Raw genomic sequence first — 23,812 nt, 5'->3', positions numbered from 1 at the left:
CCGCTTCTCGCCGCTCGGGTCTCCTGGTGCATTCCGGTCGGAGCCTCCCGCTAGAGTTCCGTCACCGGCTGCTCGTCGCTCCAGCGCTGCTCGCAGATGACCACCGGGATGTCGCGTTCGGTCTTCTGTTGATAGCCCGCATAGCTCGGCCCCGCCGCAACAATTCGCGGCCACAGTTCGGCCTTCTCCGCGGGTGTCGCGGTGCGCGCCCGCATCGCCAGAGTGCGACCGTGAGCGCTCAACTCGACGTCAGGGTTCGTCTGCAGGTTGAGGTACCACTCGGGATGCCGGTCGTCGCCACCCCTCGAGGCCACCAGAACGTAGCGTCCTGGTTCGTGAATCGGAGAAGTGAGCAAGGTGGAGCGACGTTGTCCGCTCCTGCGGCCGATGGTGTGCAACTCGACGACGGGCATCGCCCCGATCGACCAACCGAGGCGCCCGCCCGTGGCTCCGAGGACAACATGGTGCACCAGGTTGAGTGTTCTCATCTGGGTGCGCTTCACACGGCGGCGGATATCCACTCCCTTATCGTAGAACCGGGTTCTCGAGACGTGCCCGCGCTACTCCATGACCGGCGGGGAGTCCGCCCGGAACGACAAAACGGCGGCCGATGCTCCGCAGAGACATCGACCGCCGTTCACACTCGGTCAGGAGCGAGGTGCTTAGTTGCGGCCTTCGTACTCGCGACGCGGCGCGCGCGGCGGACCTTCACGACGTGCTGAACCGCTGTCGGGGCGCAGCTCGATCAGCTTGCCGCTGATGCGAGTGTTCTCCAGCTTGGCGAGCACATCTTTCGACATGTCGGCCGGCAGCTCGACGATCGAGAAGTCAGGCTGAATCTTGATCGCACCGAAGTCGTTGCGGCTCAGGCCACCCTCGTTGGCAATGGCTCCGACGATCTGACGCGGCTCCACCTTGTGACGCTTGCCCACCTCAATGCGGTAGGTCGCCATCGAACCGCTGGAGGTGCGCTCGCGACGTTCGGGACGCTCGCGGGCACCACGGTCGTCACGGTTGTAGCGGTCGCCGCCGCGGTCGCCGCGGTCGTCACGGCTGCCACGGTCATCGCGGCTGTAACGGTCGCCGCGATCTCCACGGTCACCACGGTCATCGCGGTTCTCGCGCTCGAAACGCTGCGCGCGGGCATCCTCGGGCGAAAGCAGCAGCGGGGTGTCACCCTGCGCGACAATCGCCAGTGCGGCAGCGACATCGGCCTCTGGCACGTCGTGGTGTTCGACGTAGTGGCCGACGATGTCGCGGAACTGGGCGATCTGGTCGGGGCTGCTGAGCGCCGCGGTGATCGCGTCGTCGAAGCGCGCCAGGCGCGTGACGTTGACGTCTTCGACGCTCGGCAACTGCATCTGCGTGATCGACTGGCGCGTGGCCCGCTCGATTGCGGTGAGCATGCGGCGTTCGCGCGGGGTGACGAAGCTGATCGCGTCGCCGGTACGGCCTGCGCGGCCGGTGCGGCCGATGCGGTGCACGTACGACTCGGTGTCGATGGGCAGGTCGTAGTTGACGACGTGGCTGATGCGCTCCACGTCGAGACCGCGGGCAGCGACATCCGTTGCGACCAGAATGTCGAGCTTGCCCGACTTGAGCTGGTTGACCGTGCGCTCACGCTGAACCTGAGCAACGTCACCGTTGATCGCCGCGGCGGAGTAGCCACGCGCACGCAGCTTCTCGGCGAGGGTCTCTGTCTCGTTCTTGGTGCGCGTGAAGACGATCATGCCCTCGAAGTTCTCGACCTCGAGGATGCGCGTCAGTGCGTCGACCTTCTGCGGGTACGACACCATCAGGTAGCGCTGCGTGATGGTCGACGAGGTCGTGGTCTTGTTCTTGACCGTGATCTCTTCGGGATCGTTGAGGTACTGCTTGGAGATACGGCGGATCTGCGCCGGCATCGTGGCCGAGAACAGTGCGACCTGCTTGTCGGACGGGGTGTCGGCAAGGATCGTCTCGACATCCTCGGCGAAGCCCATCTTGAGCATCTCGTCGGCCTCGTCAAGCACGAGGTACTTGAGCTGGGAGAGATCGAGGGTGCCCTTGGCGAGGTGGTCCATGATGCGGCCGGGCGTGCCGACGACAACGTGCACTCCACGGCGCAGCGCGGACAGCTGAACGCCGTAGCCCTGGCCGCCGTAGATCGGAAGCACGTGAACACCCTTGAGGTGCGAGGCATACTTCTCGAACGCTTCGCAGACCTGCAAGGCGAGCTCACGGGTCGGTGCGAGAACGAGGGCCTGGGGTGCCTTCTGCGACAGGTCGAGGCGCGAGAGGATCGGCAGCGCGAACGCTGCCGTCTTGCCGGTGCCGGTCTGGGCGAGTCCGACGACATCGCGGCCGTCAAGAAGTGGGGGAATAGTGGCGGCCTGGATGGCCGAGGGGGTCTCGTAGCCGACGTCTTTAAGCGCCTTCAATACTGCGTCGGAGAGCCCGAGTTCGGAGAAGGGCTTCGCTACGGGGGCAGTTTCTGCCTCGCCCTGCGGGGATGTTTCGGGTGACGTCATCCTCTAAAGGTAGTCGCTGAAATTGTGTGTATACCTCGTGCGGGGCGACAAAACAACGTTTTCGGTGAAATTCGTGCCGAAATTGCCTCGATTTGAAACCTTTTCGGTCGAAAAATCGCGCATTTCGATAGCAGGGCGACCCCACGTCGACGCCCTCCGAAGTCCGGATGCGCGAGACTGGGGTCATGCCAGATCTCACAGTGCGCGGCGGCGTCGGGGGCCGCGTCGACACCGAGATCGAAGTCAAACGTTCCCGTTTCCTCTGCCGCCTGGTCAGGGTCGAGTCCGAGGATGCGGCGCGGGCCGTCATCGAGGAGGCGCGCAAGGAACACTGGAATGCCCGTCACCACTGCTCGGCCTTCGTGCTCGGCTCAGCACGCGACCCGGCCCAGGTACGACGCTCGAACGAGGACGGTGAACCTTCGGGCACCGCCGGCCGGCCGATGCTCGAGGCGCTCGAGGGGCGCGGATTCATCGACTGCGTCGCGGTGGTCAGCCGCTACTTCGGCGGCACTCTGCTCGGTGCCGGTGGCCTGGTGCGCGCGTATTCAGAGGCCGTGCTGACGACGATCGACGAGGCGCACGCCCAGGGTCGAGTCGTCGCGCGTGAACGCCGCGAGCTCTTCACACTGGCGCTCTCGCACACGGATGCGGGCCGGATCGAGGCCGAGCTACGCCAGCGCGGCGTACTTATTCTGGGAACCGACTATGGGCGCGACGCGGTACTGCGGATTGCCGACGACGATGCCACGCGACTGGCGGCCATCGTCGCCGGAGTGACGGCCGGGGGTTCGGCGCTCGAAACGGCGGGCCAGGAATGGGTCGACGCCCCGTTGTGACCGCCGTGCGGGGGGACATCCTCCTGCGCCTGAGGCCAATTCACCCGATGGGGGTTAGAAATCTCGACCCGCCATGGGGGAATATGTCGAGTGACGCGTCTGGCGAGCATCGAGGAACGCGTCGGCTGGCCGCTTCCGGCGGCACAAAAGGGAGGAACCCCTGTGGCGACGATGTCCCGCTCCAATCTGCCGATACCGCATCGCGCCCATGTCGGGCTGATCACCTACGACGCAAAGGAACTCTTCATCGACGGGACGGCGTCCGGCGGCAGTCGGATCGGTGAGACAGCTCCGAGGAACTCTTCCACCGATGAAACTCTCGATGTCGGCCTCGCACCGGAACCGACAGCCAAGACCATCTGATCAGCGCAGAAGAGCGGATGCGGGTGGCAACCGCCATCCAGTAGCAACCGGTATCGACATCGGTATCGATCAAGGAGAGAGAGAACAAACGACATGACCATTGGACCTGTTGAATACATCGTCGTCGGCTTTCCCGGCAACGAGTTCCACGGTGCGATCGCTCCCGAGCTGATTGCGCTTGTCGAATCCGGAAAGATCCGCATTCTTGACCTCATCTTCATTGGGAAGGACGCGAACGGCGACACCGTCTCGTTCGAGGTCGAGGACATGCCGGGATTCGCCGACGTCGACGCCGACGTGGGTGGGCTGATCAGCCCGGAGGACATCGAACACGCGGCAGAGCGACTGGAAGCCAACTCGTCGGCAGCCTTGCTCATCTGGGAAGACGTGTGGGCTGCACCGTTCGCCGAATCGCTGCGCAACTCGGGCGGAATCCTGCTCGAGGGGGCACGCATCCCGCACGAAATCATCAGCGCAGCACTTGACGGCCTGCCGTCGGCAGAGTAGCCAGAGAAAGATAGAAGAGGAGTCAGACATGTTGAGAAGACGCCCGCTCGCCCGCATGGCGGTACGCACGACCGTGGTCGCCGGCACCGCCGCTGCCGTGGGAGCGCATGCAGCGAACAAAGCCAATACCGCCAATGCCGAAGCGAGTGAAGCCGGGTACCAGCAGGGCGTGGCGGATGCGCAGGCCGCACAGCCTCCCGCGCCCCCCGCTGCAGCACCTCCCGCTGCGGCCCCGGCAGATCCCATCGCCCAGCTCACGCAGCTCGCGGCACTCCGGGACTCCGGAGCGCTCACCGATGCGGAGTTCGAAGCTCAGAAGGCCCGCATCCTCGCCTGAACCACTCGAAACCGCTCGCAATCGAGCCGCCGATCCGGCGCACCGAAGGCATCCACTGCTCCTAGTGGATGCCTTCGAGCCGTCTGCGCAGTGCGTCGATGAGGAGTGAGAGGGCGAGTTCAAACGCGTGGTCGGATCTGCCGTCTCCCTGTTCGGCGGCGGCGAGTAGCCGGCCGAATCGGCTCGAGGTGTCGCTCGTCTGCCAGATAGCGCTCGGCGAGGCCTGATCGATTCCGAATCCGATGGCCAGAGCGTCGAGCATTTCGATGATGGGGAGCACGTCGGACTCGGGGAAGCCGGCGTCGGTGAGTAGATCGGCGAGCCGCGCGTAGAAGGCAACGACATCGGGGGAGGTGATGGTGAGTTCGACGAGGAGCAAGATCGCGTGGGGGTGAGAGGCGTACATGCGACGCTGAGCCCACAGCGTTGCTTGGAGGGCTTCATCCCAGGGCAGGGTGGGATCGGGGTGCATCCCCACGTCTGGAATCATCCTGGCGCGCACGAGTTCAACGATCTCGTCGCGCCCGCTGACGTGGCTGTATAGCGATGACGGGGTGACGCCGAGCCGACGGGCCAGAGCATTCACTCCAAATGGTTGTCCGGAGTCAATCAAGGCGAGGGCTTCTTCGGCGATGAGATCGAGCGAGAGCTTCGGCGAGAGAGGGCGAGCCACGTGCACTCCAAGGTCGGCGTTGCAGGAAGGGAGAGCGTCACGCTCAGTTCACCCTATCGGCGCCCAAGAAAAAGGTTGTGGAACTGCCGACCTTTCTCGTAAGGTAACCGAATACCATTCGGTTACCTTGATGACCGACCCCGTGCACTCGTTTTCAATGGAGAAGAATGACTGAAACACGTGAAACTGCCGACCTGACCGCAGATGCCTCCGAGCACGGCACTGCTTCGGCTGCTCCGGGTGCCGACGGACGGGTCGCTCTGACGCTCCGCAAAGGAGTCGCGATCTTCGGCATCGGAGTCGTCGGTTTCATGACGGCGAACCTCGTGCCGTTGATGATGATCGCGCTGTCCGACCAGCTCGGCCTGACGGTCACGCAGGCGGGAACCGTCATGACCGCCAGTCTTGTCTCGACCGCTCTGACCGCTTTGATCACAGCGCGCTGGGCTGCGGGAACACAGCGGCAGCTCATCGCCCGGCTCGGATTGCTTGTTGCCTTCCTGGGCTTCGGCGCGGCGGCGGTCGTGCTGATCGCACCGCTGGCGATCGCCGGAGTCATCGTGGGTGGGCTCGGTGCGGGTGGCGCGGTCTCGTCTGCCGGTGCGGCGTTGGCCGCACTGCGCAACCCGAACAGGGCATCCGGTTTCAGCGGGCTGACCAACCGAGTGTTGGTCACCGTCGTGCTTGCGCTGATTCCCCTGTTCGGAATCGTGATGCAGAGCGCATTCGGAATTCTTGCCCTGCTGGCGCTCGCCGCGATCTTCACCGTGCGCTGGCTGCCGCTGTCGACGGCAGCAGCGGTGTCGACCCCGGTGGTCGGCGCAGCGGTAGAGCCGGCTCCCTCGGCTCGCGTGCCAGGCAAGCCCACCGGCGATCGTCGCGTGACGATCGCCGGGTTCATTCTGCTCGTAAGTTTTGCCCTCTGGGCCGTGGCCGAAGACTCTCTCTGGGCGATGGCCGGGGCGATGGGCGCCGACCATGCCGGCTTCACCGAACAGAACCTCGGGCTGGTGCTGAGTGCGTCGACGGCGGGCGGGCTTGTCGTTGCCATCGCGCTCATCTTCGTGGGGGCGAAGGGCGGTCGTGCGTTGCCGCTCGGCATCATGCTCGTGCTCGGCGGTGCCCTCAAGATCTGGGCGGCCTACGCGACAGACCCCGTGCTCTATGCCGGCCTCATCATCGTCTGGAACACCATCTATGCCACGGCGTTCATGTACATCGTCGCCACTGCCGCAGCACTCGATGCCGCCGGCCGCTGGTCGGGGCCGCTGCTCGGAACCTACCTCGTCGGCTCCAGCTTCGCGCCCGTGATCGGAGCGTCGCTGGCCGATCTCTTCGGCTACAACGGGCTGGGCATCATCCTGGGGTGTATCTCGTTCGCGCTGGTGGTTCCGCTTGTCTACATCGCGCGTCTATCGAGCCGAATCGAAAAGCGCGAGGCGCTGAAGACCGCTAGCCTGCAGATCAATTTGCTTGCCAGCTCAACTGCGTAGATCGCCCGCATCGAACACGGCGACCACCCCGAGACCAGCCACCGCAGAGAGAGAAACAAAAGCCAATGACGCCCCGCTCCACAACCCTCTACACCAGCTGCACAGTATTCACCGCTCACGAGACTGGCTGGGCTGAGGCCTTCGTCGTCCAGGGCGATCGACTCGCCTGGGTCGGTGACGAGGCGACCGCCCGTCGCCTCGCCGGGTCGGCGACGACGGAGGTGAACCTCGGCGGGCGGATGGTCATGCCCGGGTTCATCGACGCGCACACGCATCTGCTGATGATGGGGCAGTCACTCCAAAAAGTCGACCTGATGGATGCCGTCGACGTGGCAGACATCCAGGAGCGTCTGCGCGCCGCCCGGGCCGCCAACCCCGGGGCGAAGCGACTGTTCGGCCGCAGCTGGCTCTTCAACGTGATTCCCAATGGAACGCCGACGCGGGCCATGCTCGACGAGGCGGTGTCAGACATCCCCGTCTACCTGGACGCCAACGACCTCCATTCCATCTGGCTGAACAGCGCAGCGCTCGCCGAACTCGGCGTGAGCCGAGACACGCCAGACCCCATCGGCGGCACGATCAGCCGCAACAGCGACGGCGAGCCCGACGGGATGCTCTACGAAATGGCAGCGTTGGGCATCGCCTGGGCCGGGCTCGCAGCGCTGACCTCCGATGAGGAGCGCGATGTGGCGATCGATGCCACCTTCGCCGCGTATACCGAGGCCGGGGTGACTGGAGCCATCGACATGGCGATGGATGCTGACGCCGTCGCCGCCATGGAACGCGCGATCGTGCGTCACGGCGGTCGACTCCCGCTGCGCGTGGTCGGGCACTGGCGCGTCTCCTTGTTCGACGACCGGGCGCTCGGCCTGGCCGAGGTCGAGCACGCCGCCGAACTGGCGCGCACGATCGCCGGCCCCTGGTTTCGCCTGGCCGGAATCAAACTCATGGTCGACGGCGTCATCGACGCCTGCACCGCGGCGATGGTCGATCCGTTCCACGACGGGTCGCGCCCCGACCCGATCTGGGACCTGGACTCTCTCATCGATGTCATCACCGCCGCGGATGCCGCCGGGCTTCAGATCGCCGTGCATGCCATCGGCGACCTGGCCTCCGACAACGCGCTCACCGCATTCGAACAAGCCCAGATCGTGAACGGGCCGCGGCCCCGGCGGCACCGCATCGAGCACCTGGAAACCGTGCTGGCCGAGAACGTGACGCGGCTCGCGCAACTCGGTGTCGTCGCATCCATGCAACCGGTGCATGCCGACCCGGCTGTGCAAGAGAACTGGCGCGCGATGCTCGGTGACGGGCGGGTGGATCGCGGGTTTCCGTGGCCGGAGATGACGGATGCCGGTGCCCGGGTGGCGTTTGGAACCGACGCCCCGACGGCCCCTCACGAAGCGCTGCCCAATATGTTCATCGCCGCGACGCGGCGGTCCGCCTTGGTGCCGAGCCTGCTGGCGAATGTGCCGTCGATGAAGGTCTCCCTCGAGGACGCGCTGTGGCACGCCACCATCGACGCCGCCTACTCGTGCGGCGACGAGCTCAATCGTGGAAGTCTGGCCACTGGAATGCTCGCCGATTTCATCGTGCTTGACACCAACCCGTTCGAGCAGGGCGAGGAGAGTCTCCTCGGCGCCCAGGTGATGTTGACCGTGGTGGGCGGTCAGACGGTGTTCGAGCGCTCGTAGGGGAGCCCTGGCTTCCAATCTGGGCGTGGCGAATCCCGCTGGGCGTGCGAGATGGCGCACGCCCACCGGGATTTCGCACGCCAGAGCGCCGGGTTCGGGGGAAGATTGACTCATGGCGAACACTGAGCAGCAGCCCTGGGTCATGAACTATCAGCCGGGAGTACCGGCCGAGATCGAGCTTCCGACGGAGTCGCTTGTGGCGATGCTCGAACGCTCGGTCGCCGAGGCGGGCGAGGCTCCCGCCCTCGAATTCTTCGGCCGCCGCACGAGCTACACCGAGCTCGGCGAGCAGATCGACCGGGCCGCCGAAGGGCTGCGACAGCTCGGGGTGCGCGCGGGCGACCGCGTCGCCCTCATCCTGCCGAACTGCCCACAGCACGTCGTCGCGTTCTACGCGATCCTGCGCCTCGGTGCCGTCGTCGTCGAGCACAACCCGCTCTACACCTCGCGCGAGCTGCGTCACCAGTTCGAGGATCACCAGGCCCGCGTCGTGATCGCCTGGGACAAGTCCGCTGCGGCGGTCCACGATTTCCCGGCCGACATCGAAATCGACCATGTCGTCTCCGTCAACCTGCTGCAGGCCTTCCCCGCGGTCAAGCGATTCGCGCTGTACCTGCCGGTGAAGAGTCTGCGCGAATCACGCGAGGCGTTGACGGGTGCTGCACCCGGGACCATCCCCTGGAAAGACTTGCTCAGTCACGGACCGATCGACCCGGAGCATCCGCGCCCCTCGGTCGACGACTTGGCCGCGATCCAGTACACCTCGGGTACGACCGGCCGCCCGAAGGGCGCGATGCTCACCCACTTCAACCTGTATTCCAACGCGTTGCAGGGCGAGGCATGGATGCAGGGGGCCGAGTACCGCAAGGAGATCTTCTACGCGATCTTGCCCATGTTCCACGCGTTCGGCATGACGCTCTACCTGACCTTCGGCATCCGCAAGCAGGGTCTGCTCGTGCTGTTTCTGAAGTTCGAGCCCGGCCTGATCCTCGACGCGATGAAGAAGTCGCCGGCCACGGTGTACTGCGCGGTGCCGCCGATCTATGAGCGCACGGCGCTGGCGGCCAAGGAGAAGGGGGTGTCGCTGCGCTCGTGCAAGTACTGCATCTCGGGTGCGATGAACCTGCCTGACCACGTGGTTGAGCTGTGGGAATCGATGTCGGGCGGTCTGCTCGTCGAGGGCTACGGGATGACCGAGTCGTCGCCGGTCGCGCTCGGCAACCCGTTCCACCCGACCCGGCGCACCGGCACGATCGGCGTGCCGTTCCCGTCGACCCTGATGAAGGTAGTCGATCTTGATGACCCGACGCACGAGGTGCCGCAGGGGGAGCCGGGGGAGTTGTTGATCAAGGGACCGCAGGTCTTCAGCGGTTACCTGAACAATCCCGAAGAGACTGCCAAGGTGCTCACGGCCGACGGCTGGCTGCGCACCGGCGACATCGTCACCGTCGACGCCGACGGTTTCACGACCATCGTCGACCGCGCCAAGGAGCTGATCATCACGGGCGGCTTCAACGTGTCGCCCTCGGAGGTCGAGGGTGTTCTGCGTCTGCACCCCGCGGTGAAGGATGCCGCGGTGTTCGGCAAGCCGCTGGAGCGCGGCGGTGAGATGGTCGTCGCGGCGGTCGAGCTCGAACCCGGAAGCGCGTTCGACGAGGAAGCCTTGCGCGCGCATTGCCGCGACCACCTGGCGGCCTACAAGATCCCGAAGCGGATCGTGCCGATCACCGACACTCCGCGTTCGATGCTGGGCAAGATCTTGCGTAAGCAGGTGAGGGAGCAGGTCTTGCCGGTGCTCTGACCCCGACCCGGGCGCTGTTTCCGCCTGCCTGCCCCATTCTGGCGCGGTGTATCCCCACTGGCGCGCCCTCTACCCCGCGCCCAGCGGGATACACCGCGCCGAGAACGTTCACGATGTTGCCCGTGCGGCGCTGAACGTGGAAGGGAAATCGCAGGAAGCGGGCGCCGGCGTCCGATGGTTGCCGGGAACCGGTAATATAACGGCTGCCGACTGGTCATTCGAGATCTGCGATGGTCACCTCCGAATGGGGGGCATCGACGCGGGGGGAACGCATACCGTCGGCACCTCAGTCTTCTTGAACGCCATGCACCCCGGAAAGGGCGACGCTCTTGTCAACTCAGAGGCCACCCATTGTCTGACCTCAGCACCAATCGTCTGCGGATTTTGATCGGTGCTGACACCTTCATCCCCGACGTCAACGGTGCAGCACGATTCACCCGCGATCTCGCCGTGCGACTCTCGAAGCGCGGCCACGATGTCCACGTCGTGGCACCGGCGACCAGCACCCGTTCCGCAACGGGGATCGAACTCATCGACGGGCAGCCGATCAGCGTGCACCGACTCGGCAGCGTGCGCTGGCCGTCGCACGACTGGCTTCGTTTCGTGCCTCCGTGGCGGGTACGCGCAGCGGCCGGACGCATTCTCGACGAGGTCACACCTGATGTGGTACACGTTCAGTCTTTCATCAACATCGGTCGCGGCCTCGCACGTGAAGCCCACGCCCGGGAGCTGCCGCTCATGGCCACCAACCATGTGATGCCAGATAACATCGTCGACGTCAGCGGTTTTCCCGAAGTGTTGAAGCCCCGCCTCGCCCAGATCGGCTGGAACCTCGCCGATTCGGTGCTCACCCTCGCCGACACCGTCACGAGCCCGACCCCGATCGCCGCGCGCTACCTCACCGAGAACACGAGCGTCGGAACCGTCATCCCGTTGTCGTGCGGCATCGACCTGGAGCGCTTCACCCCGCGATTCGAGCGCCCCGCCGGAAACCGCGTGGTCTACGTCGGTCGCCTCGACCCCGAGAAGAACATCGACACGCTTCTGACCGCGTACTCGATGGTTCCGCGCGAACTCAGCGACGGACTCGACCTCGTCGGCGGCGGAACCGCACACTCACGTTTGCAGGCCTGCGCGCGGGAGCTGGGAATTGAAGACCGCGTGGTCTTCCACGGCCGGGTCAGCGACGAACGACTGATCGAGCTCCACGAGCAGGCCTCGGTGTTCGTGATGGCTTCGACCGCCGAGCTGCAAAGCATCGCCACCCTCGAGGCGATGGCCTGTGGCACGCCGGTCGTGCTCGCCGACGCGATGGCGCTGCCGCACTTGATCGAGCATGGCGAGAACGGTCATCTTGTCGAACCGCAGAACGCCGAGGAATTCGCCCGGGCGATCGAATCGATCCTTCGAAACGATGACGAAGCAGACGAACGGATGCGCCGCGCGGCATTCGGGAAGGCCCAGGAGCACGACGCCCAGAACGTGATCCTGCGCTACGAGGAGCTCTACGAGCAGATTGCCGCAGTCACGCGGGGGAGCGTCGACGAGGCAGAGGATGCCGACGATGAGGATGCCGCGGCCTAACGGTCGCGCCGGCGCCGAGCCGGGATGAGGGCTGGCCTCGGTATCAGCTCGGCTGAGGCACTCGCCGGCTCACCGGCTCGATACCGCGGCGACTCAACAGCGCCGCGATCAGGAAGCACGCGGCACCGAGGAACGTTCCGAGATTCGCCCAGAACAGACTGACCAGGTCGCCGGTCGCCGGAAGCACGTACGCGCCGATCGCTGACAGGCCGAAGAAGACCGACCCGAGCATGTTCAGCCAGGTGCACCGCCAGGTGCGTGCGCTCGGGTCCCACAGCGTGTCCCGCTCGGTCGTCGCGACCACGGCGAAGGCGCTCGCGACCAGAAAGCAGGCCGAGCCGACGGCATCCGGCGCCCAGCCGCTGTTGACCCGCGTGTCGCTGTTCAGTGCGGTGATGAGGGCTTCGGTGGTGCTCAGGTTGAAGAAGAGGGTGCCAAGAAACTGGATGGCCGAGCCCCACCAGTCGAACGCGTCTGGTCGGTTCATTGACCGGTGCGGCGGACGCCTGCCACTCAAGCTGAGTTGGATGAAGGCGGCGGCGGTAAACCACAGTGCCCCGATGAAGAAGGTGAGGTTGGTGATCGCGGGACCGACGGCGACGGCATAGAACGGAACGGCGCCGATGAGAAAGAAGAAGGAACCGAGCGCAAAGCCCCAGGCTTCGCGTCGCAGTCTGATCGGGGTCGGCGGCGGCATCAGTCCGACACGCGGGGCGGTTCGTCGAGTTCGCCCTGCAGCCGGCGCAGCTGAGCTTGCTTGTTGTAGAACTCGATTTCCCGATCGAGCTCAGCGAGTTCGTCTTCGGTGGTCTTGCCGTTTCTGCGCATGGGTTCGTCAGCATTCGGGCGGGGCGTTTCGCGTCGGCGAGGGTCGCCGAAGCCACCGCGGTCGATGGGCGTGGCATACTCGCGCCCGATCGTGAACCAGAGGATGCAGCCGATCAGCGGAAGAAAAATGACGATCATGATCCACATCGTCTTCGGCAGATGCTTCACCTGGCCGTCTTGCCTCAGGATGATGTCGATGAGCGCACCGAGAACGAGCATGAAGGTGACGACGGCAACGGCGAACATGCGGCACAGTCTATTGAGTGCCGGGGGAGATACGCGAGCATTTCGCGCCGGACTGCCCAGAGCGGGGAGAGCGCCGCACTAGTCTGGCTGCATGAGCGAGCAGTCAGCGAATCAGGCGCCAGGTCCCCGCACGCGTCGCTCCAGGTCGGCCCATTTCGGCCTGCTTGCCGTGGGGATCGTGGCAGTGCTGGTTGGCCTCGTGCTTTTCTTCCTGCCCGTCAGCCCGCCAACGATCGGCTGGTTCGCCTACCAACCGCTCAGTGAGACGACCTTCGTGCCGTCCGGGACCTTTCTGACCCCGCTGCAGCAGACCGCATCTGGCATCGGTAGTCTCGGGATGCTGCTTCTGGCATTCGCGGCCGGCTGGGCGTTTGGGCGAAGAGAAGTGATTACCACCCAGAGCTAACCGAGCAGGTAGTCGGCCACGCCCCGCGGGTTCGCGAGTGCGACCAGGTGACCGCCGGCCACGACATCCGGTTCGATGCCGAGTCGATCAATCGCGACCTGACGTTGAAACTCGAGCGGGAAGAACCGGTCGTGCCGTCCGGCCAGCACCCGCACCGCGATCTCCGGCCATTCAACGAAGTCACACGGTGAGTCGAATGCGGCGCTGGCCTCCGGCCGTTGGTACGGCTCGCCCTCGGCCGCCACATCGGGTGAAATGTCATGAAGAAAATAGGTGTCGTTGTCGAAGTCGGTGCTGTATCCACCGTCGAGGGCGGCCTGCACCCGCGCCTCCTCCCAACCGGTGTCCTCCCACCACTCGCCTGGAGTTTCGCCGGGAACCGGGATCATCGGATTCACCAGGATGAGCTCCTGAACCGCCGGGTGGGCCGCGGCGAGTGGCGCGGTGAACCCTCCGAGCGACTGCGCGACGAGCACCACGTGCTTGCTGTGACCGATGGCCCGCTCGACCAGTGCGGCGTATTCGGCGAGCCCGGCCGACTCGTCGTCACCGGGGAGATCGACCGCGACGACGTCATGCCCGGCGGTGCGGAGGTGCGGGAGTACACGACTCCAGTACCAAGCCGACCCACCGGCACCCGGAATCAACACATATTTCATGAACATTTTCTCTCCCGTCTGCGTGCGCAGCGTACTCCTGACACAGCGACCTGTGGATGTTCGGCGCACGCGCCGGCCAACGCCACCATGTCGGAGGGGCGGTGTAGCGTGCCCGCATGGACATCATTTTGGTACCCGGATTCTGGTTGGATGCGTCGTCCTGGTCAGAGGTGTCGCCGCCGCTCGTCGCGGCCGGCCATCGCGTGCACCCGCTGACCCTGCCCGGCAAAGAGTCTCTCGAAGCCTCGCGGGCCGGCATCGGCTTGCAGGATCACATCGATGCCGTCGTGAAGGCGATCGACGCTCTTGTCGGCCCCGTCGTGCTCGTCGGCCATTCCGGCGGCGGCGCCATCATCTACGGCGCAACGGACGCGCGTCCCGACCGGGTCGCCCGCGCGATCTACGTCGACAGCGGCCCGCTCGCCCCGGGCGGCGTCATCAACAGCGAGCTTCCGGCCACCGAAGACGAGGTGCCGTTGCCGTCGTGGGAGACCTTCGACGCCGCCGACCTCACCGATCTGACCGACGAGCTGCGGGCCGGATTCCGGGCCAGGGCGATTCCCGAGCCGCGTGGCGTCGCCTACGACTCGCAGCAGCCGCTGAACGACGAGCGCCGTTTCGACGTGCCGACCACGATCATTGCGTGCGAGTTTCCGTCGGCGCAGATTCGTGAGTGGATTCAGGGCGCGCATCCGTATGTGGCCGAGCTCGCGCGCATCCACGACGTCGAGTATGTCGATCTGCCGACCGGTCACTGGCCGCAGTTCACCCGGCCGGCCGAACTCGGCACCGAGCTTCTGACGGCCGTGAACCGGTCGGCCGATGAACCGGTGAGGTGATGAACCGGTGAGCATGTGACTGCGGGGCGATTCGCTGGGCCTCTCCAACGCTGCGGCGCCTAACCCGGAAAATTCGGCGCCACCGCGACAGCAGACTCCGACCCGAGTCCGGCGGCGTCGTCGAGTTGCGCGTGCGCCTCGGTGCGGTCATCCTGACTGACCGCAGCGGTGTTGCGGATGAGCACGATCACCCAGGTGAAGATCAGCACGGCGGCGATCAGCTCGACCGCCGTCAGGTTGTAGTAGCCGATGCCGTACAGCACTGCGGCAACCCCGATCACGGCGATGAACAGATAGCCGAGGGCGAGGAAGGTGCGCGGAAGGCTGGGGATCAGGCTCCGAACGGCGATGACGAGGTAGACGTAGATCAGCGCCATTCCGATCGCGACGGTGTTGTGAATGGTGTGGAACTCGTCGGTGGGGAAGATCCCGACGCAGGCGAGGAACAATCCAATCAGCACCAGCGACCATTTCACGACCCGCGGACCCCGGGTCGGGCGACCTGCCGCAACGGCTGTCAGCTCGAGTTCCGTGGTCATGTAGTTGGCGAGCGTGGTCAGGATGATCCCGGTCACGACGAGCGTCACGTTGAAGGCCGCCGAGGAAAAGTCGTCGTCAATGCCGAGTGTGCTCACGTTCTCCTGCCACCAATGCGGGTCTTGGGCGGTGAGCATGCTCGTGAGGCCACCCGCGACAAGAAAGACCGCGAGAAGGGTGGAGAGGCGGAACATGTCCATCCGGGCTGCGGAGAGATAGACGAAGTAGATCGTGCCTGCGACGATGGCGGCGGCGAACAATGCGGCGGGAACGAAGTACAGCACGGCATCGGTGAAGCCACGCTGGATGACCCAGAAGCTGACCAGGATCGTGAGCAGCGCGAGGGCGGCGTGCGCGAACGCGAGCGCCGCCACATCGAGGATCTGTTTCGGCAGGTGGGAACCGCGCAGCCAGACCATCGACGGTGTGCGAGTGGCGAGTGTGTAGGAGATCACGAAAACGACCAGTGTGCACGCGGCGCCGGTCAAGGCGGCCAGCTGGCCGACGGATCCCGGCCCCGCGAGCGGGGCGTCGTGGCCGGCGAACGCCACCAGCCCAATCAGAGCCGTCACCACGAACGCGATCGCGCCCGCCATCAACGCCCTCGATTCGGTCGTGACTGCTTTAGTCCGCTGCTTCGGGTCGGTGAGAGTCGTCATGCCAGGGTCCTCCACTCGGTTCGCCACTACCTGAGCCCGACGAGCTTCGGCCGACGGCGGATTCAGGCTACGGATTGGCCGAAACGTGAGCATCACACCAAGTGGGTGAGGCGAAGTGCAACAGGCTGAAATGAACGTGCCGCCTGCACGGGGATCCCCTGTTAGATTGTGCGCATGCGCGCTGCAGTTCATACGAAGTACGGCGGACCCGAGGTTCTGAGCATCGAGCACGTCGCCAAACCGCGCGCGTTGCCCGGTGAGATTCTGATCAAGGTGTTCGCCGCATCGGTCAATCGCACCGATTGCGGATTCCTGCGGGGAAAACCACTGCTCGTCAGGCTGTTCAGCGGCGTCGGCAAGCCGAAGGCGCAGACCCTCGGCAATGAATTCGCCGGCCGGGTCGAAGCGGTGGGCGACGGCGTCACCACGTTTTCGGTCGGTCAGGATGTCTTCGGTTACGACGGATACGGGTTCGGCGGCCAGGCCGAGTACAAGACGGCCCGCGTCACAGGGATGGTGGCGCTCATCCCCGCGGGGATGACCTACGCCGAGGTCGTTCCCAGCACGGAGGGCGCCCACTACGCCTTGAACATCATTCGCGCGGCAGGAATCTTCGCCGGGCAGAACGTGCTCATCTATGGTGCAACCGGCGCCATCGGGTCGTCGGCGGTGCAACTCGTGAAGCATCTCGGCGCGCGAGTGACCGCGGTGTGCGACACGAAGAGCGTCGCGCTCGTCGCCTCCCTCGGCGCCGACCGCGTCGTCGACTACACCCGGGAGGATTTCACCCGGCTCGACGAGCAGTTCGACGCGGTTCTCGATACCGTCGGAAAGAGTTCCTTCGGCGCGTGCAAGACGCTGCTGAACCCGCACGGCGTCTACGTGTCGACCGAGCTGGGCCGCGGGTGGCAGAACCCGCTACTCGCCATCGGAACCGCCATGTTTGGCGGCAAAAAGGTGCTCTTTCCCATCCCGAAAGACACGAGAGACGACGTGATTTTTCTCAAGGGGCTGATGGAAATCGGCGCGTTCAAGCCGGTCATCGACCGGAGCTTCTCCCTCGACGAGATTGCCCTGGCCTATCAATACGTCGAGTCAGGGGTGAAGATCGGGAACGTCGTCATCCGGGTGGTTGACGAGCGCTAGCCAGCGGCTGCGGCGCGCCCCAGCGCGGCATGTCGGCTCGGCACACCGGCAATACTTGAAGGATGAACGCTGACGAACGCTCGGGCGACGACACCGGAGCATCCCACGGCGGCGGCCTGCCCGTCACAGTGTCGATCACACGGTTGGTCGACCCGACAAACATCGCCGAGGCGACGCGCTGGGTGCAGGAGGGCGTGAACCTGGCGAGCAGCTATCCGGGATTCCTCGGCTCCGGCTGGGTGCGCGCCTCGGCCGACTCGCACGAGTGGCATCTGCTCTATCGGTTCAGCGATGTGGCACTGCTTGACGACTGGGAGGTCTCGGACGACCGCGCCGACTGGCTGTTCGACGGCCGCGAGTTGGTTGAGGTGGCTCGCGTCGACAAACGCACTGGCATTGAGGGGTGGTTCGACTCGCCGCAGGAGACCGAAGCGCCAGTGACATCCGCGCCGCCTCGCTGGAAACAAGCGGTGATCATCGGTCTCGGCTTCTACCCGGTCAACCTGGCCTTCACCCTGTTCGCCGTCGCACTGGTCCCCGGGTGGCGCAGCTTCTTGCCACTCTTCACGGTACTGGTCTCAACACTCCTGCTCACGCCGGTCATGACCTATTGGGTGCTTCCGTTCATCACGCGGATGCTGCGTCCCTGGCTGCATCGGAGTTGAGCTGACGCTCCAGCGCGTCGAGAACGAGGTCGAGCCCGAACTCGAACTCGTTGTTGTAGGAATAGCCCGGCTGCATCACGAGCTCACTGGCAATCTCGGCGAGGTGCGGATACTGGTCGACTGGCATCTGCGCCATCATCATCTCCATCACCGCTTCGGTCTCTTCGAAAGTATCGAACGGCAGGTTTTTGGCTTGGAGGGCAAAGCCGTAGAGATAGCTGTCGATCGTCGAATACGCGTGCGCGGCGAGGAGCAAGGGAAACCCGCCGACGCGCAGCGTGCCGAGTACCGAGTCGTGGTGGCGGAGGTTGGCCGGGCCGGGGGCTTGCCGGGACTCCATCAACGGGGTCGCCCAGGGGTGCCGGCGCAGTGCCTCATTGACCGACACCGACCGGCGGCGAATCGCGCTCTTCCACTCGGAGCCGACGGTCGGCAGCTCGATCTCCCCATAGACGACATCGATCATTGCGTCGAGGAGGTCTTCCTTGTTCGCCACATGGTTGTAGAGCGACATCGCCTCTACGCCGAGTGCCTCGCCGACCTTGCGCATCGTCAGCACGTCGAGACCGCCGGCATCCGCCACCGTCATTCCGGCCGCCACCACCTGTGCGCGATCGAGGCGGCGGCGGGATTCTGTGGTGGATTTCGTCACGGTGCTCGTACTTTCGCTCTGCATTCCCCTTGACAACACTTACAGCGTAAGCCTACCGTTACTTACAACGTAAGTTTTGGAATCAGTGAACGAAGGATGATCATGAACGACACCAAGCAACAGGCTGCGTCGACACGTGTGAGCCCGGGGGACCAGCGCATGTCAGCGATGGTGCAGCACGAGTACGGCGAGGCGCGTGATGTGCTGAACCTTCTGAAGATCAAGCGGCCGGCACCCGATGATGAGGAGGTCGTCGTGCGGGTGAATGCTGCAGGGGTCGACCGCGGAGCCTGGCACCTGATGGCGGGCTTGCCCTATCCGGTACGGCTCGCGGGATACGGGATCAGGTCACCGAAAACCGGGGTTCGGGGTCGCGAACTGGCGGGTGTCGTCGAGTCCGTCGGGAACCGGGTGAACACGGTGAAGCCGGGCGATGAGGTTTTCGGGATCGGCGAGGGAGCGTTCGCCGAGTTTGCGTCGTGCCGGGCCGATCTCCTCGTGCCGAAGCCGAAGAATCTGACGATGGTGCAGGCGGCGGCCGTGCCGATCTCCGCGCTGACCGCACTCCAGGCGGTGCGCGATCACGGTCGGGTTCAGGCCGGTCAGAAGGTGCTGATCATCGGCGCCGGCGGCGGGGTGGGGAGTTTCGCGGTACAAATCGCGAAGGCTCGGGGCGCGGACGTCACCGGGGTCTGCAGCACGGGCAAGGTCGAGCTCGTGACCTCGCTCGGGGCCGATCGCGTTATCGACTACACCCGTGCTGACATCACCTCCGGGATTACCGACGACGGTAAGCGCTACGACGTCATTCTCGACACCGGCGGAAATCGGCCGCTGTCACTGCTCCGGAAGGCGCTCACGCCGACCGGAACCGTGGTGATCGTGGGCGCCGAAACGGGCGGCCGGTGGCTCGGCGGAACCGAACGCCAACTGCAGGCCATGGTGTTGTCGCCCTGGATCAGCCAGCGACTGGTGAGCTTCATCGCCTCCGAGAATCGCGCCGATCTTGTCGAACTTGCGGGGATGCTGGAGGCGGGAGCGATCACGCCGGCGATCGACCGCACCTATCCGCTCAGCGACACGGCCGCAGCGATCGAGCACATGCAGGCGGGTCGAGTTGGCGGCAAAGTCGTCATCACACTGTGAGGTTGGCCCAACGGCTGCCCTCGTCTGCCGACGTCTACACGACCGTGATGAACACCGGGTTGCTGTAGAACCAGGTGTCGATCCACGGATTGCCCTCGTCGGCGCCACCACCGTGCGCGATCGGGCCCCGCGGGTCGACTGTCGCACCCAGCGGCCCCACACCGCCGCGATTGCCGTCGCTGCCCCGCAACCGGAGATAGAAGGACGTGTCGACGCTGGTGAACGTGCGCGTGAGGGAGATTTGCCCAGTCGTGCCCGTCGTGTCGATCTGCTCGTGCACGCGTGTGCCCGGTGTGGTGATGGCATCGGGATCTGAGACGGGCCCGGTCACAAGCCCGCGAATGATGTCGACATGGGCCAGCTTCGGCAGGATTCCCGCGAAATTCTCAGTCGTCGTCGGGCGGATGGTGATGGTCAGTTCTACATCGGTGCCGCGCGGAACGGTGAGTGTCGAACCCATGCCGCGTCCAGGGCCGGCGTGCCCGACCGGGCGCACCCGCACGTCGAGGCCATTGATCAGGTGACCGTGGTCGACCCACATGCGACCGGCACGCATCGCGGCCATGACGCTGCCGTAGGTGCGGGCGTCAGCGCCGATGTGTGTACGACTGAATTGGCCGGGCCAGTAGTCGCTTCCGCCCTGTGGGCTGCCCGTTTCGATCGGGTCTGCCCGGCGTCCGGCCCGAGTGAAGCTGTCGAGGCCCTGGTCGGTGTTCCACGGGCTGCCGCTCGGGAAGTCGCCGACGCGCATGGTGTCCATGGCGGTGAGGTGATTGTCGCTGTTCGTGGTGATCCAGAACGGCTTGCCTTCGGCCAGCATCGAGTCCCACATGCCGCCGACAACGGAGGTGACCCAGTCGAAACCGCCCCTCGTCGTATATGCCTCCGCCGGGAATCCGGCGAATGAGAACCTGCTCGGTGAGTTTTCGTACTCGCCACGCTGATTGTTCGGGCTGCGGTTGAGCCCGAACGCCGAGGCTTGTGCACCGGGTGCGCCTTCCATCCCGATCATGATCTCGGGATCGGCGTCACGCCATCCGCGCATCTCATGAGGGGAGTCGTAGCCGAGCCGTGACGGGTGGTTGGCCAGCACGAGCACATCGTCAATGAAGCCAGCCCGCTTCTGCGCGGCCAGCCATTTAATCGCCTGCCGCGCCTTCGGCTCCCAGTCTGCCGCTTGGCCGGTGTCGGGTTCCGGTTTCTCCCACTTGTTGAGTTTGCCGTCCCAGAGCAGCTCGAATTGACGCAGGATGCGCGCTTCGTTCAGCCCCGGCGCAACAATCACCGACGCGTGCTCTGCAGCCGGGATGTACCACTCGAGTCCTTGAAAGATGAGCATGTCGGGCCGGGCGGCACGGGCGAGGGTGATGTCGCGGTGCGAGTTCAGGGCGCCGCCACCGTTGGCATGACCCCAATTGCTGTGCTCGGTAAAGGTGAGAACGTCGACGCCGTATTCCTGCGCTTTGTCGAGCTGCTGGCTCTGCAAATACTTGGCGTCGTGGCTATAGACGGTGTGCACGTGGTGATCACCGACCAGCCAGGTTGGCGAGACGGGGTCGTCGAAGCCGGCGGCATCCATGTGGGGCACGACGGCTGTTGAGGCGTGAGCCCGGTCAGATGAGAGGGCGGAGGCGGCCACAACGCCGGCCGCGACTACCCCAGCGGCCTGCATGAGCTGGCGCCGGTTCAAAGTCGGGGTATGAGGGATCGTGCACATCGGAAATCTCCTTCTGCTGACAGGGCATCGCGAGCCTAAGGAGTTCAGATAGACGAGAGAAGTCGGGAAGCAAACACGCGGTAGCCGGGAGGCGTCGGTTGTTCAGAGCGGCGATGCTTCCGCGACACCCACGTGCGAGACGATTCACAGGTTTGCACCGACTGGTGCAGAACGCGTAGAAGGGCCTCACCCGTGCTATCTCGTCTTACCTCCCACCGGCCGATTTCGATCGCCCTCACGGGGTTCATCGCACTCGCGGCACCGGTCGCTTCGTTCGCGCTGGCCCCGACCGTTCCGTCGAACAGCGTCGGCATTGTCACGCTGAAGGATGCAACGGGACGGGTTCTGGCTGACGGCAGCACGACGAGCAGTCCCAGCTTCGCCAGCGTCACGGCAGCCGACGCCTGCTCAACGGGGTTCACCGATGCTGCGCGAATCAGTCTGATCACGGATTCAGGTGCTGCATTTGTGGTCTCCGCCTCCGAGCCGATCGCTGACCCGGCGCAACCGGCCGTTGTTTCGACCGACGTCGTGCTCGCTGATTATCCACTGTCGACCGGCGTCACTCTTGCGCTTGAGTGCCTGCGGCTGGAGCGCGGTATCGCCGTGGCAGCACCGACCGTCTTCTCGGTGGGCCTCGATATCGCATCCGCACGTTTCGTCGTGGCGCCGGTACCTGTCATCCCGACGCCGACGCCGACGCCGACGGCCACCACCACTCCCACGGCGACGCCCACTCCCACCGCGAAGCCGAGCGTCACGCCGGCTCCGAGGCCCGCCGCGACGCCGGGAGCCCCGGGCGGGGGAGCGAGCCAGGGCGGCCCGATGGCGTCAACCGGCCTCGACATTGCCTCTCCGATCGCGGCAGCGCTGGTGCTTGCCGCGCTCGGGGTGATTGCCTTCATCGCGAATCAGAGGCGGCGCACGCAGCAGAAGGGATCGCTCACGGAGCGCACCGACCCGAATCTGCTCAGCGACGAGGAGTAGTAGTACCGCCTGCCGCGGTCGGGGTTGAGCGGCAGTGGCCGAGCGGTTACGACTCGTCGGTCGGCGACGTCGTGGTGTCCGACGCGGCGGTGCGTCGTCGGCGACCGATGAAGAAGATGGCCGCCCCTGCGATGAGGAGCACGCCGGCGACGACGGCCAGCCCTCCGACGAAGGCCGTTCCAGTGGAGGCCAGACCTGCTGTGCCAGCAGTCGGGTTCGCCGTTGCCACGGCCGCGGGAACGGTCACGCTTGGGACGTCAGTTTCGGGGTTGGTCACGCCGGGTCCGCCGGTACCGGGATCGACAGGGTTCGGAACCTCGACAACGATCGGTGCCGAGACCGCAACGGTGGTCGTGCCGACCCGCAGGGCGAAGGTGTAGGTCCCCGCGCTCTGGGTCTCGGGAATCGTGAAAGAGGCGATCGCCGTGCCGGAGGCATCCGTCGTGCCGGAGGCCACGACTTCACCGTCGAAGAGCACGCTGAACGGGGCAGCGGCAGGAAGTCCCGCGATGCGTACGGGGATGATTGCGCCGCGCTTCACGACCGGCGGCGTGCCGGGAGTCGCGCCGGGGAGGGGGTTGTCGATGGTGGGGGTGTAGTCCCAGATGAAACTCACGTAGCCACCGTTGGGGTTCGGAGCCAGCGCGGATGCCGCCAGGTCGACAGCGAGGAAGGCCGAGCCGCCGCCGCCGGGTGCGACGACATCGACGTCGACATCCCCGCCCGGTACGTTGCGCTTGACCGCACCGCCGCCACCACCGGTGTATCCGCCGCCGCCGGCCCCGCCGACGTGGGTCGCGCCGACGGTCAGGGAGCCGCCCACTCCGCCTGCACCGAGTGTCGGCACCCCGGCGGACAGGGTGGTCAGTGTTCCGTCGGTTGATCCGGTTGAGTCGCCGGTGCCGGCCTGACCGCCGACGGCTGTTCCGCCTGTGCCGTTGGCCGCAAGAGTTCCGAACGCCGTGCCGTCGCCACCGGCCGTCACGCCGAGGGTGGCGGGCGCCGCGCCATCACCGCCGGGGTAGGTAGCGAGGATCTGGTCTGGCCATTGGAAATACGCGGCATATCCGCCGCCTCCACCGCCACCGGCAACTGCGAGAAGGGTGTTGTCGCTGTCCTGCAACGACGTTCCCGCGCCGGTCGCGCCGACACCGAAGGTGAACGTTGAACCGGCGTACGATGCGCCGAGGTCGAGTGATGCGGCTCCGCCGCCACCACCGACGGCAGTCGGATCGTTGGTGATGGCGAAGGAGGCGGGCGCGCCGGCCGAACCGGCGATCGTCGCATGCAACGAACTGATGCCGGTGGGAATCGTGAAGGTCTGGCCGGGGCCAGTCGTGGAGAACGTGACGGTGCAGGCGGTGACACAGTCGCTTGCGGGCGGCGTCGCCGACGCAGGTTGGGCCACGAGGCCGGCACCGACGATCCCGATTCCGACTGCTGCTATCGAGCTGAACAACTTTGTTGCGCGACGACCCACGAAGTTCCTTTTCACATGAAATGACTCTCAAGCGCTCAATCGTC

At 65.5% G+C, this 23,812-nt stretch carries 24 protein-coding genes; 14 read left to right on the top strand and 10 right to left on the bottom strand.

The features are described 5' to 3' along the window. Window positions 1–50: 50 nt before the first annotated feature. Both AB4Y63_RS00770 and AB4Y63_RS00765 read right to left on the bottom strand, forming a co-directional pair. Complete coding sequence (locus AB4Y63_RS00770) at window positions 51–488, bottom strand: nitroreductase family deazaflavin-dependent oxidoreductase (protein ID WP_441789118.1); 438 nt, start codon at window positions 486–488, stop codon at window positions 51–53. Window positions 489–662: 174 nt separating this feature from the next. After that, window positions 663–2,510 (bottom strand): DEAD/DEAH box helicase, encoded by a 1,848-nt coding sequence (locus AB4Y63_RS00765; RefSeq protein ID WP_441789117.1) that lies wholly within the window; start codon window positions 2,508–2,510, stop codon window positions 663–665. Window positions 2,511–2,695: 185 nt separating this feature from the next. Here AB4Y63_RS00765 and AB4Y63_RS00760 point away from each other — a divergent pair, with 185 nt between their 5' ends. The 4 genes from AB4Y63_RS00760 to AB4Y63_RS00745 all read left to right on the top strand — a co-directional run bounded on the left by AB4Y63_RS00760 (window position 2,696) and on the right by AB4Y63_RS00745 (window position 4,556). Then, complete coding sequence (locus AB4Y63_RS00760; RefSeq protein ID WP_441789116.1) at window positions 2,696–3,349, top strand: IMPACT family protein; 654 nt, start codon at window positions 2,696–2,698, stop codon at window positions 3,347–3,349. 90 nt (window positions 3,350–3,439) lie between these two features. Continuing rightward, on the top strand, window positions 3,440–3,712 hold the full coding sequence (locus AB4Y63_RS00755; RefSeq protein WP_441789115.1) for a hypothetical protein: 273 nt from the start codon (window positions 3,440–3,442) through the stop codon (window positions 3,710–3,712). A 93-nt stretch (window positions 3,713–3,805) separates the two neighbouring features. Next, on the top strand, window positions 3,806–4,219 hold the full coding sequence (locus AB4Y63_RS00750; RefSeq protein ID WP_441789114.1) for a DUF6325 family protein: 414 nt from the start codon (window positions 3,806–3,808) through the stop codon (window positions 4,217–4,219). Window positions 4,220–4,247: 28 nt separating this feature from the next. Continuing rightward, complete coding sequence (locus tag AB4Y63_RS00745; RefSeq protein WP_441789113.1) at window positions 4,248–4,556, top strand: SHOCT domain-containing protein; 309 nt, start codon at window positions 4,248–4,250, stop codon at window positions 4,554–4,556. 61 nt (window positions 4,557–4,617) lie between these two features. Here AB4Y63_RS00745 and AB4Y63_RS00740 read toward each other — a convergent pair whose 3' ends face one another. Further along, window positions 4,618–5,229, bottom strand: a complete 612-nt coding sequence (locus tag AB4Y63_RS00740) for a TetR/AcrR family transcriptional regulator (protein ID WP_441789112.1) — start codon at window positions 5,227–5,229, stop codon at window positions 4,618–4,620. A 167-nt stretch (window positions 5,230–5,396) separates the two neighbouring features. Between AB4Y63_RS00740 and AB4Y63_RS00735 the strand changes: the two genes are divergently transcribed. From AB4Y63_RS00735 to AB4Y63_RS00720, 4 genes are all read left to right on the top strand, one after another. Beyond that, a complete protein-coding gene (locus AB4Y63_RS00735) occupies window positions 5,397–6,722 on the top strand; it encodes an MFS transporter (RefSeq protein WP_441789111.1) in 1,326 nt (441 codons plus the stop codon). A 65-nt stretch (window positions 6,723–6,787) separates the two neighbouring features. Further along, a complete protein-coding gene (locus AB4Y63_RS00730; RefSeq protein WP_441789110.1) occupies window positions 6,788–8,416 on the top strand; it encodes an amidohydrolase in 1,629 nt (542 codons plus the stop codon). Between the two features lie 112 nt (window positions 8,417–8,528). Next, window positions 8,529–10,217: a long-chain-fatty-acid--CoA ligase gene (locus AB4Y63_RS00725; RefSeq protein ID WP_441789109.1), complete on the top strand. Its 1,689-nt coding sequence runs from the start codon at window positions 8,529–8,531 to the stop codon at window positions 10,215–10,217. Window positions 10,218–10,568: 351 nt separating this feature from the next. After that, window positions 10,569–11,801, top strand: coding sequence for a glycosyltransferase (locus AB4Y63_RS00720; protein ID WP_441789108.1), 1,233 nt, complete (start codon window positions 10,569–10,571; stop codon window positions 11,799–11,801). A 43-nt stretch (window positions 11,802–11,844) separates the two neighbouring features. Here the strand turns inward: AB4Y63_RS00720 and AB4Y63_RS00715 are convergent, their stop codons facing one another. Together AB4Y63_RS00715 and AB4Y63_RS00710 are read right to left on the bottom strand one after the other, a co-directional pair. Then, window positions 11,845–12,498, bottom strand: coding sequence for a hypothetical protein (locus AB4Y63_RS00715; protein ID WP_441789107.1), 654 nt, complete (start codon window positions 12,496–12,498; stop codon window positions 11,845–11,847). Beyond that, complete coding sequence (locus AB4Y63_RS00710) at window positions 12,498–12,875, bottom strand: PLDc N-terminal domain-containing protein (protein ID WP_441789106.1); 378 nt, start codon at window positions 12,873–12,875, stop codon at window positions 12,498–12,500. The genes AB4Y63_RS00715 and AB4Y63_RS00710 overlap by 1 nt, the downstream gene beginning before the upstream one ends. A 91-nt stretch (window positions 12,876–12,966) precedes the next feature. Between AB4Y63_RS00710 and AB4Y63_RS00705 the strand changes: the two genes are divergently transcribed. Continuing rightward, the gene (locus AB4Y63_RS00705) at window positions 12,967–13,281 is read left to right on the top strand and encodes a hypothetical protein (RefSeq protein WP_441789105.1); all 315 of its coding nucleotides are present in this window, start codon (window positions 12,967–12,969) and stop codon (window positions 13,279–13,281) included. On the opposite strand, the gene AB4Y63_RS00700 is transcribed toward AB4Y63_RS00705, so the two are convergent. Continuing rightward, window positions 13,278–13,940, bottom strand: coding sequence for an alpha/beta fold hydrolase (locus AB4Y63_RS00700; RefSeq protein ID WP_441789104.1), 663 nt, complete (start codon window positions 13,938–13,940; stop codon window positions 13,278–13,280). The genes AB4Y63_RS00705 and AB4Y63_RS00700 overlap by 4 nt on opposite strands. Window positions 13,941–14,056: 116 nt before the next feature. Between AB4Y63_RS00700 and AB4Y63_RS00695 the strand changes: the two genes are divergently transcribed. Further along, complete coding sequence (locus AB4Y63_RS00695; protein ID WP_441789103.1) at window positions 14,057–14,779, top strand: alpha/beta fold hydrolase; 723 nt, start codon at window positions 14,057–14,059, stop codon at window positions 14,777–14,779. Window positions 14,780–14,838: 59 nt separating this feature from the next. Here AB4Y63_RS00695 and AB4Y63_RS00690 read toward each other — a convergent pair whose 3' ends face one another. Beyond that, the gene (locus tag AB4Y63_RS00690) at window positions 14,839–15,975 is read right to left on the bottom strand and encodes a DUF998 domain-containing protein (RefSeq protein ID WP_441789102.1); all 1,137 of its coding nucleotides are present in this window, start codon (window positions 15,973–15,975) and stop codon (window positions 14,839–14,841) included. Window positions 15,976–16,149: 174 nt separating this feature from the next. Between AB4Y63_RS00690 and AB4Y63_RS00685 the strand changes: the two genes are divergently transcribed. Next, window positions 16,150–17,121 carry an NAD(P)-dependent alcohol dehydrogenase gene (locus AB4Y63_RS00685; protein ID WP_441789101.1) on the top strand — a complete coding sequence of 324 codons (972 nt, stop codon included), beginning with the start codon at window positions 16,150–16,152 and terminating at the stop codon, window positions 17,119–17,121. A gap of 62 nt (window positions 17,122–17,183) precedes the next feature. After that, the gene (locus AB4Y63_RS00680) at window positions 17,184–17,786 is read left to right on the top strand and encodes an antibiotic biosynthesis monooxygenase (protein ID WP_441789100.1); all 603 of its coding nucleotides are present in this window, start codon (window positions 17,184–17,186) and stop codon (window positions 17,784–17,786) included. Here the strand turns inward: AB4Y63_RS00680 and AB4Y63_RS00675 are convergent. After that, on the bottom strand, window positions 17,749–18,438 hold the full coding sequence (locus tag AB4Y63_RS00675; RefSeq protein ID WP_441789099.1) for a TetR/AcrR family transcriptional regulator: 690 nt from the start codon (window positions 18,436–18,438) through the stop codon (window positions 17,749–17,751). The genes AB4Y63_RS00680 and AB4Y63_RS00675 overlap by 38 nt on opposite strands. A gap of 102 nt (window positions 18,439–18,540) precedes the next feature. On the opposite strand from AB4Y63_RS00675, the gene AB4Y63_RS00670 reads away from it, so the two are divergent. Further along, window positions 18,541–19,584 (top strand): NAD(P)-dependent alcohol dehydrogenase, encoded by a 1,044-nt coding sequence (locus AB4Y63_RS00670; protein WP_441789098.1) that lies wholly within the window; start codon window positions 18,541–18,543, stop codon window positions 19,582–19,584. 34 nt (window positions 19,585–19,618) lie between these two features. Here AB4Y63_RS00670 and AB4Y63_RS00665 read toward each other — a convergent pair whose 3' ends face one another. Beyond that, window positions 19,619–21,301, bottom strand: coding sequence for a histidinol-phosphatase (locus AB4Y63_RS00665; RefSeq protein ID WP_441789097.1), 1,683 nt, complete (start codon window positions 21,299–21,301; stop codon window positions 19,619–19,621). A 192-nt stretch (window positions 21,302–21,493) separates the two neighbouring features. Between AB4Y63_RS00665 and AB4Y63_RS00660 the strand changes: the two genes are divergently transcribed. Then, complete coding sequence (locus tag AB4Y63_RS00660; protein ID WP_441789096.1) at window positions 21,494–22,288, top strand: hypothetical protein; 795 nt, start codon at window positions 21,494–21,496, stop codon at window positions 22,286–22,288. A 46-nt stretch (window positions 22,289–22,334) separates the two neighbouring features. Here AB4Y63_RS00660 and AB4Y63_RS00655 read toward each other — a convergent pair whose 3' ends face one another. Next, on the bottom strand, window positions 22,335–23,768 hold the full coding sequence (locus tag AB4Y63_RS00655) for a hypothetical protein (protein ID WP_441789095.1): 1,434 nt from the start codon (window positions 23,766–23,768) through the stop codon (window positions 22,335–22,337). Window positions 23,769–23,812 lie beyond the last annotated feature (44 nt).

The organism is Leifsonia sp. YAF41 (assembly GCF_052113185.1).
Lineage (GTDB): Bacteria > Actinomycetota > Actinomycetes > Actinomycetales > Microbacteriaceae > Cryobacterium.
The sequence above is the reverse complement of the archived record's forward strand: the minus strand, read 5'-3'. Positions and strand labels throughout refer to the sequence as shown.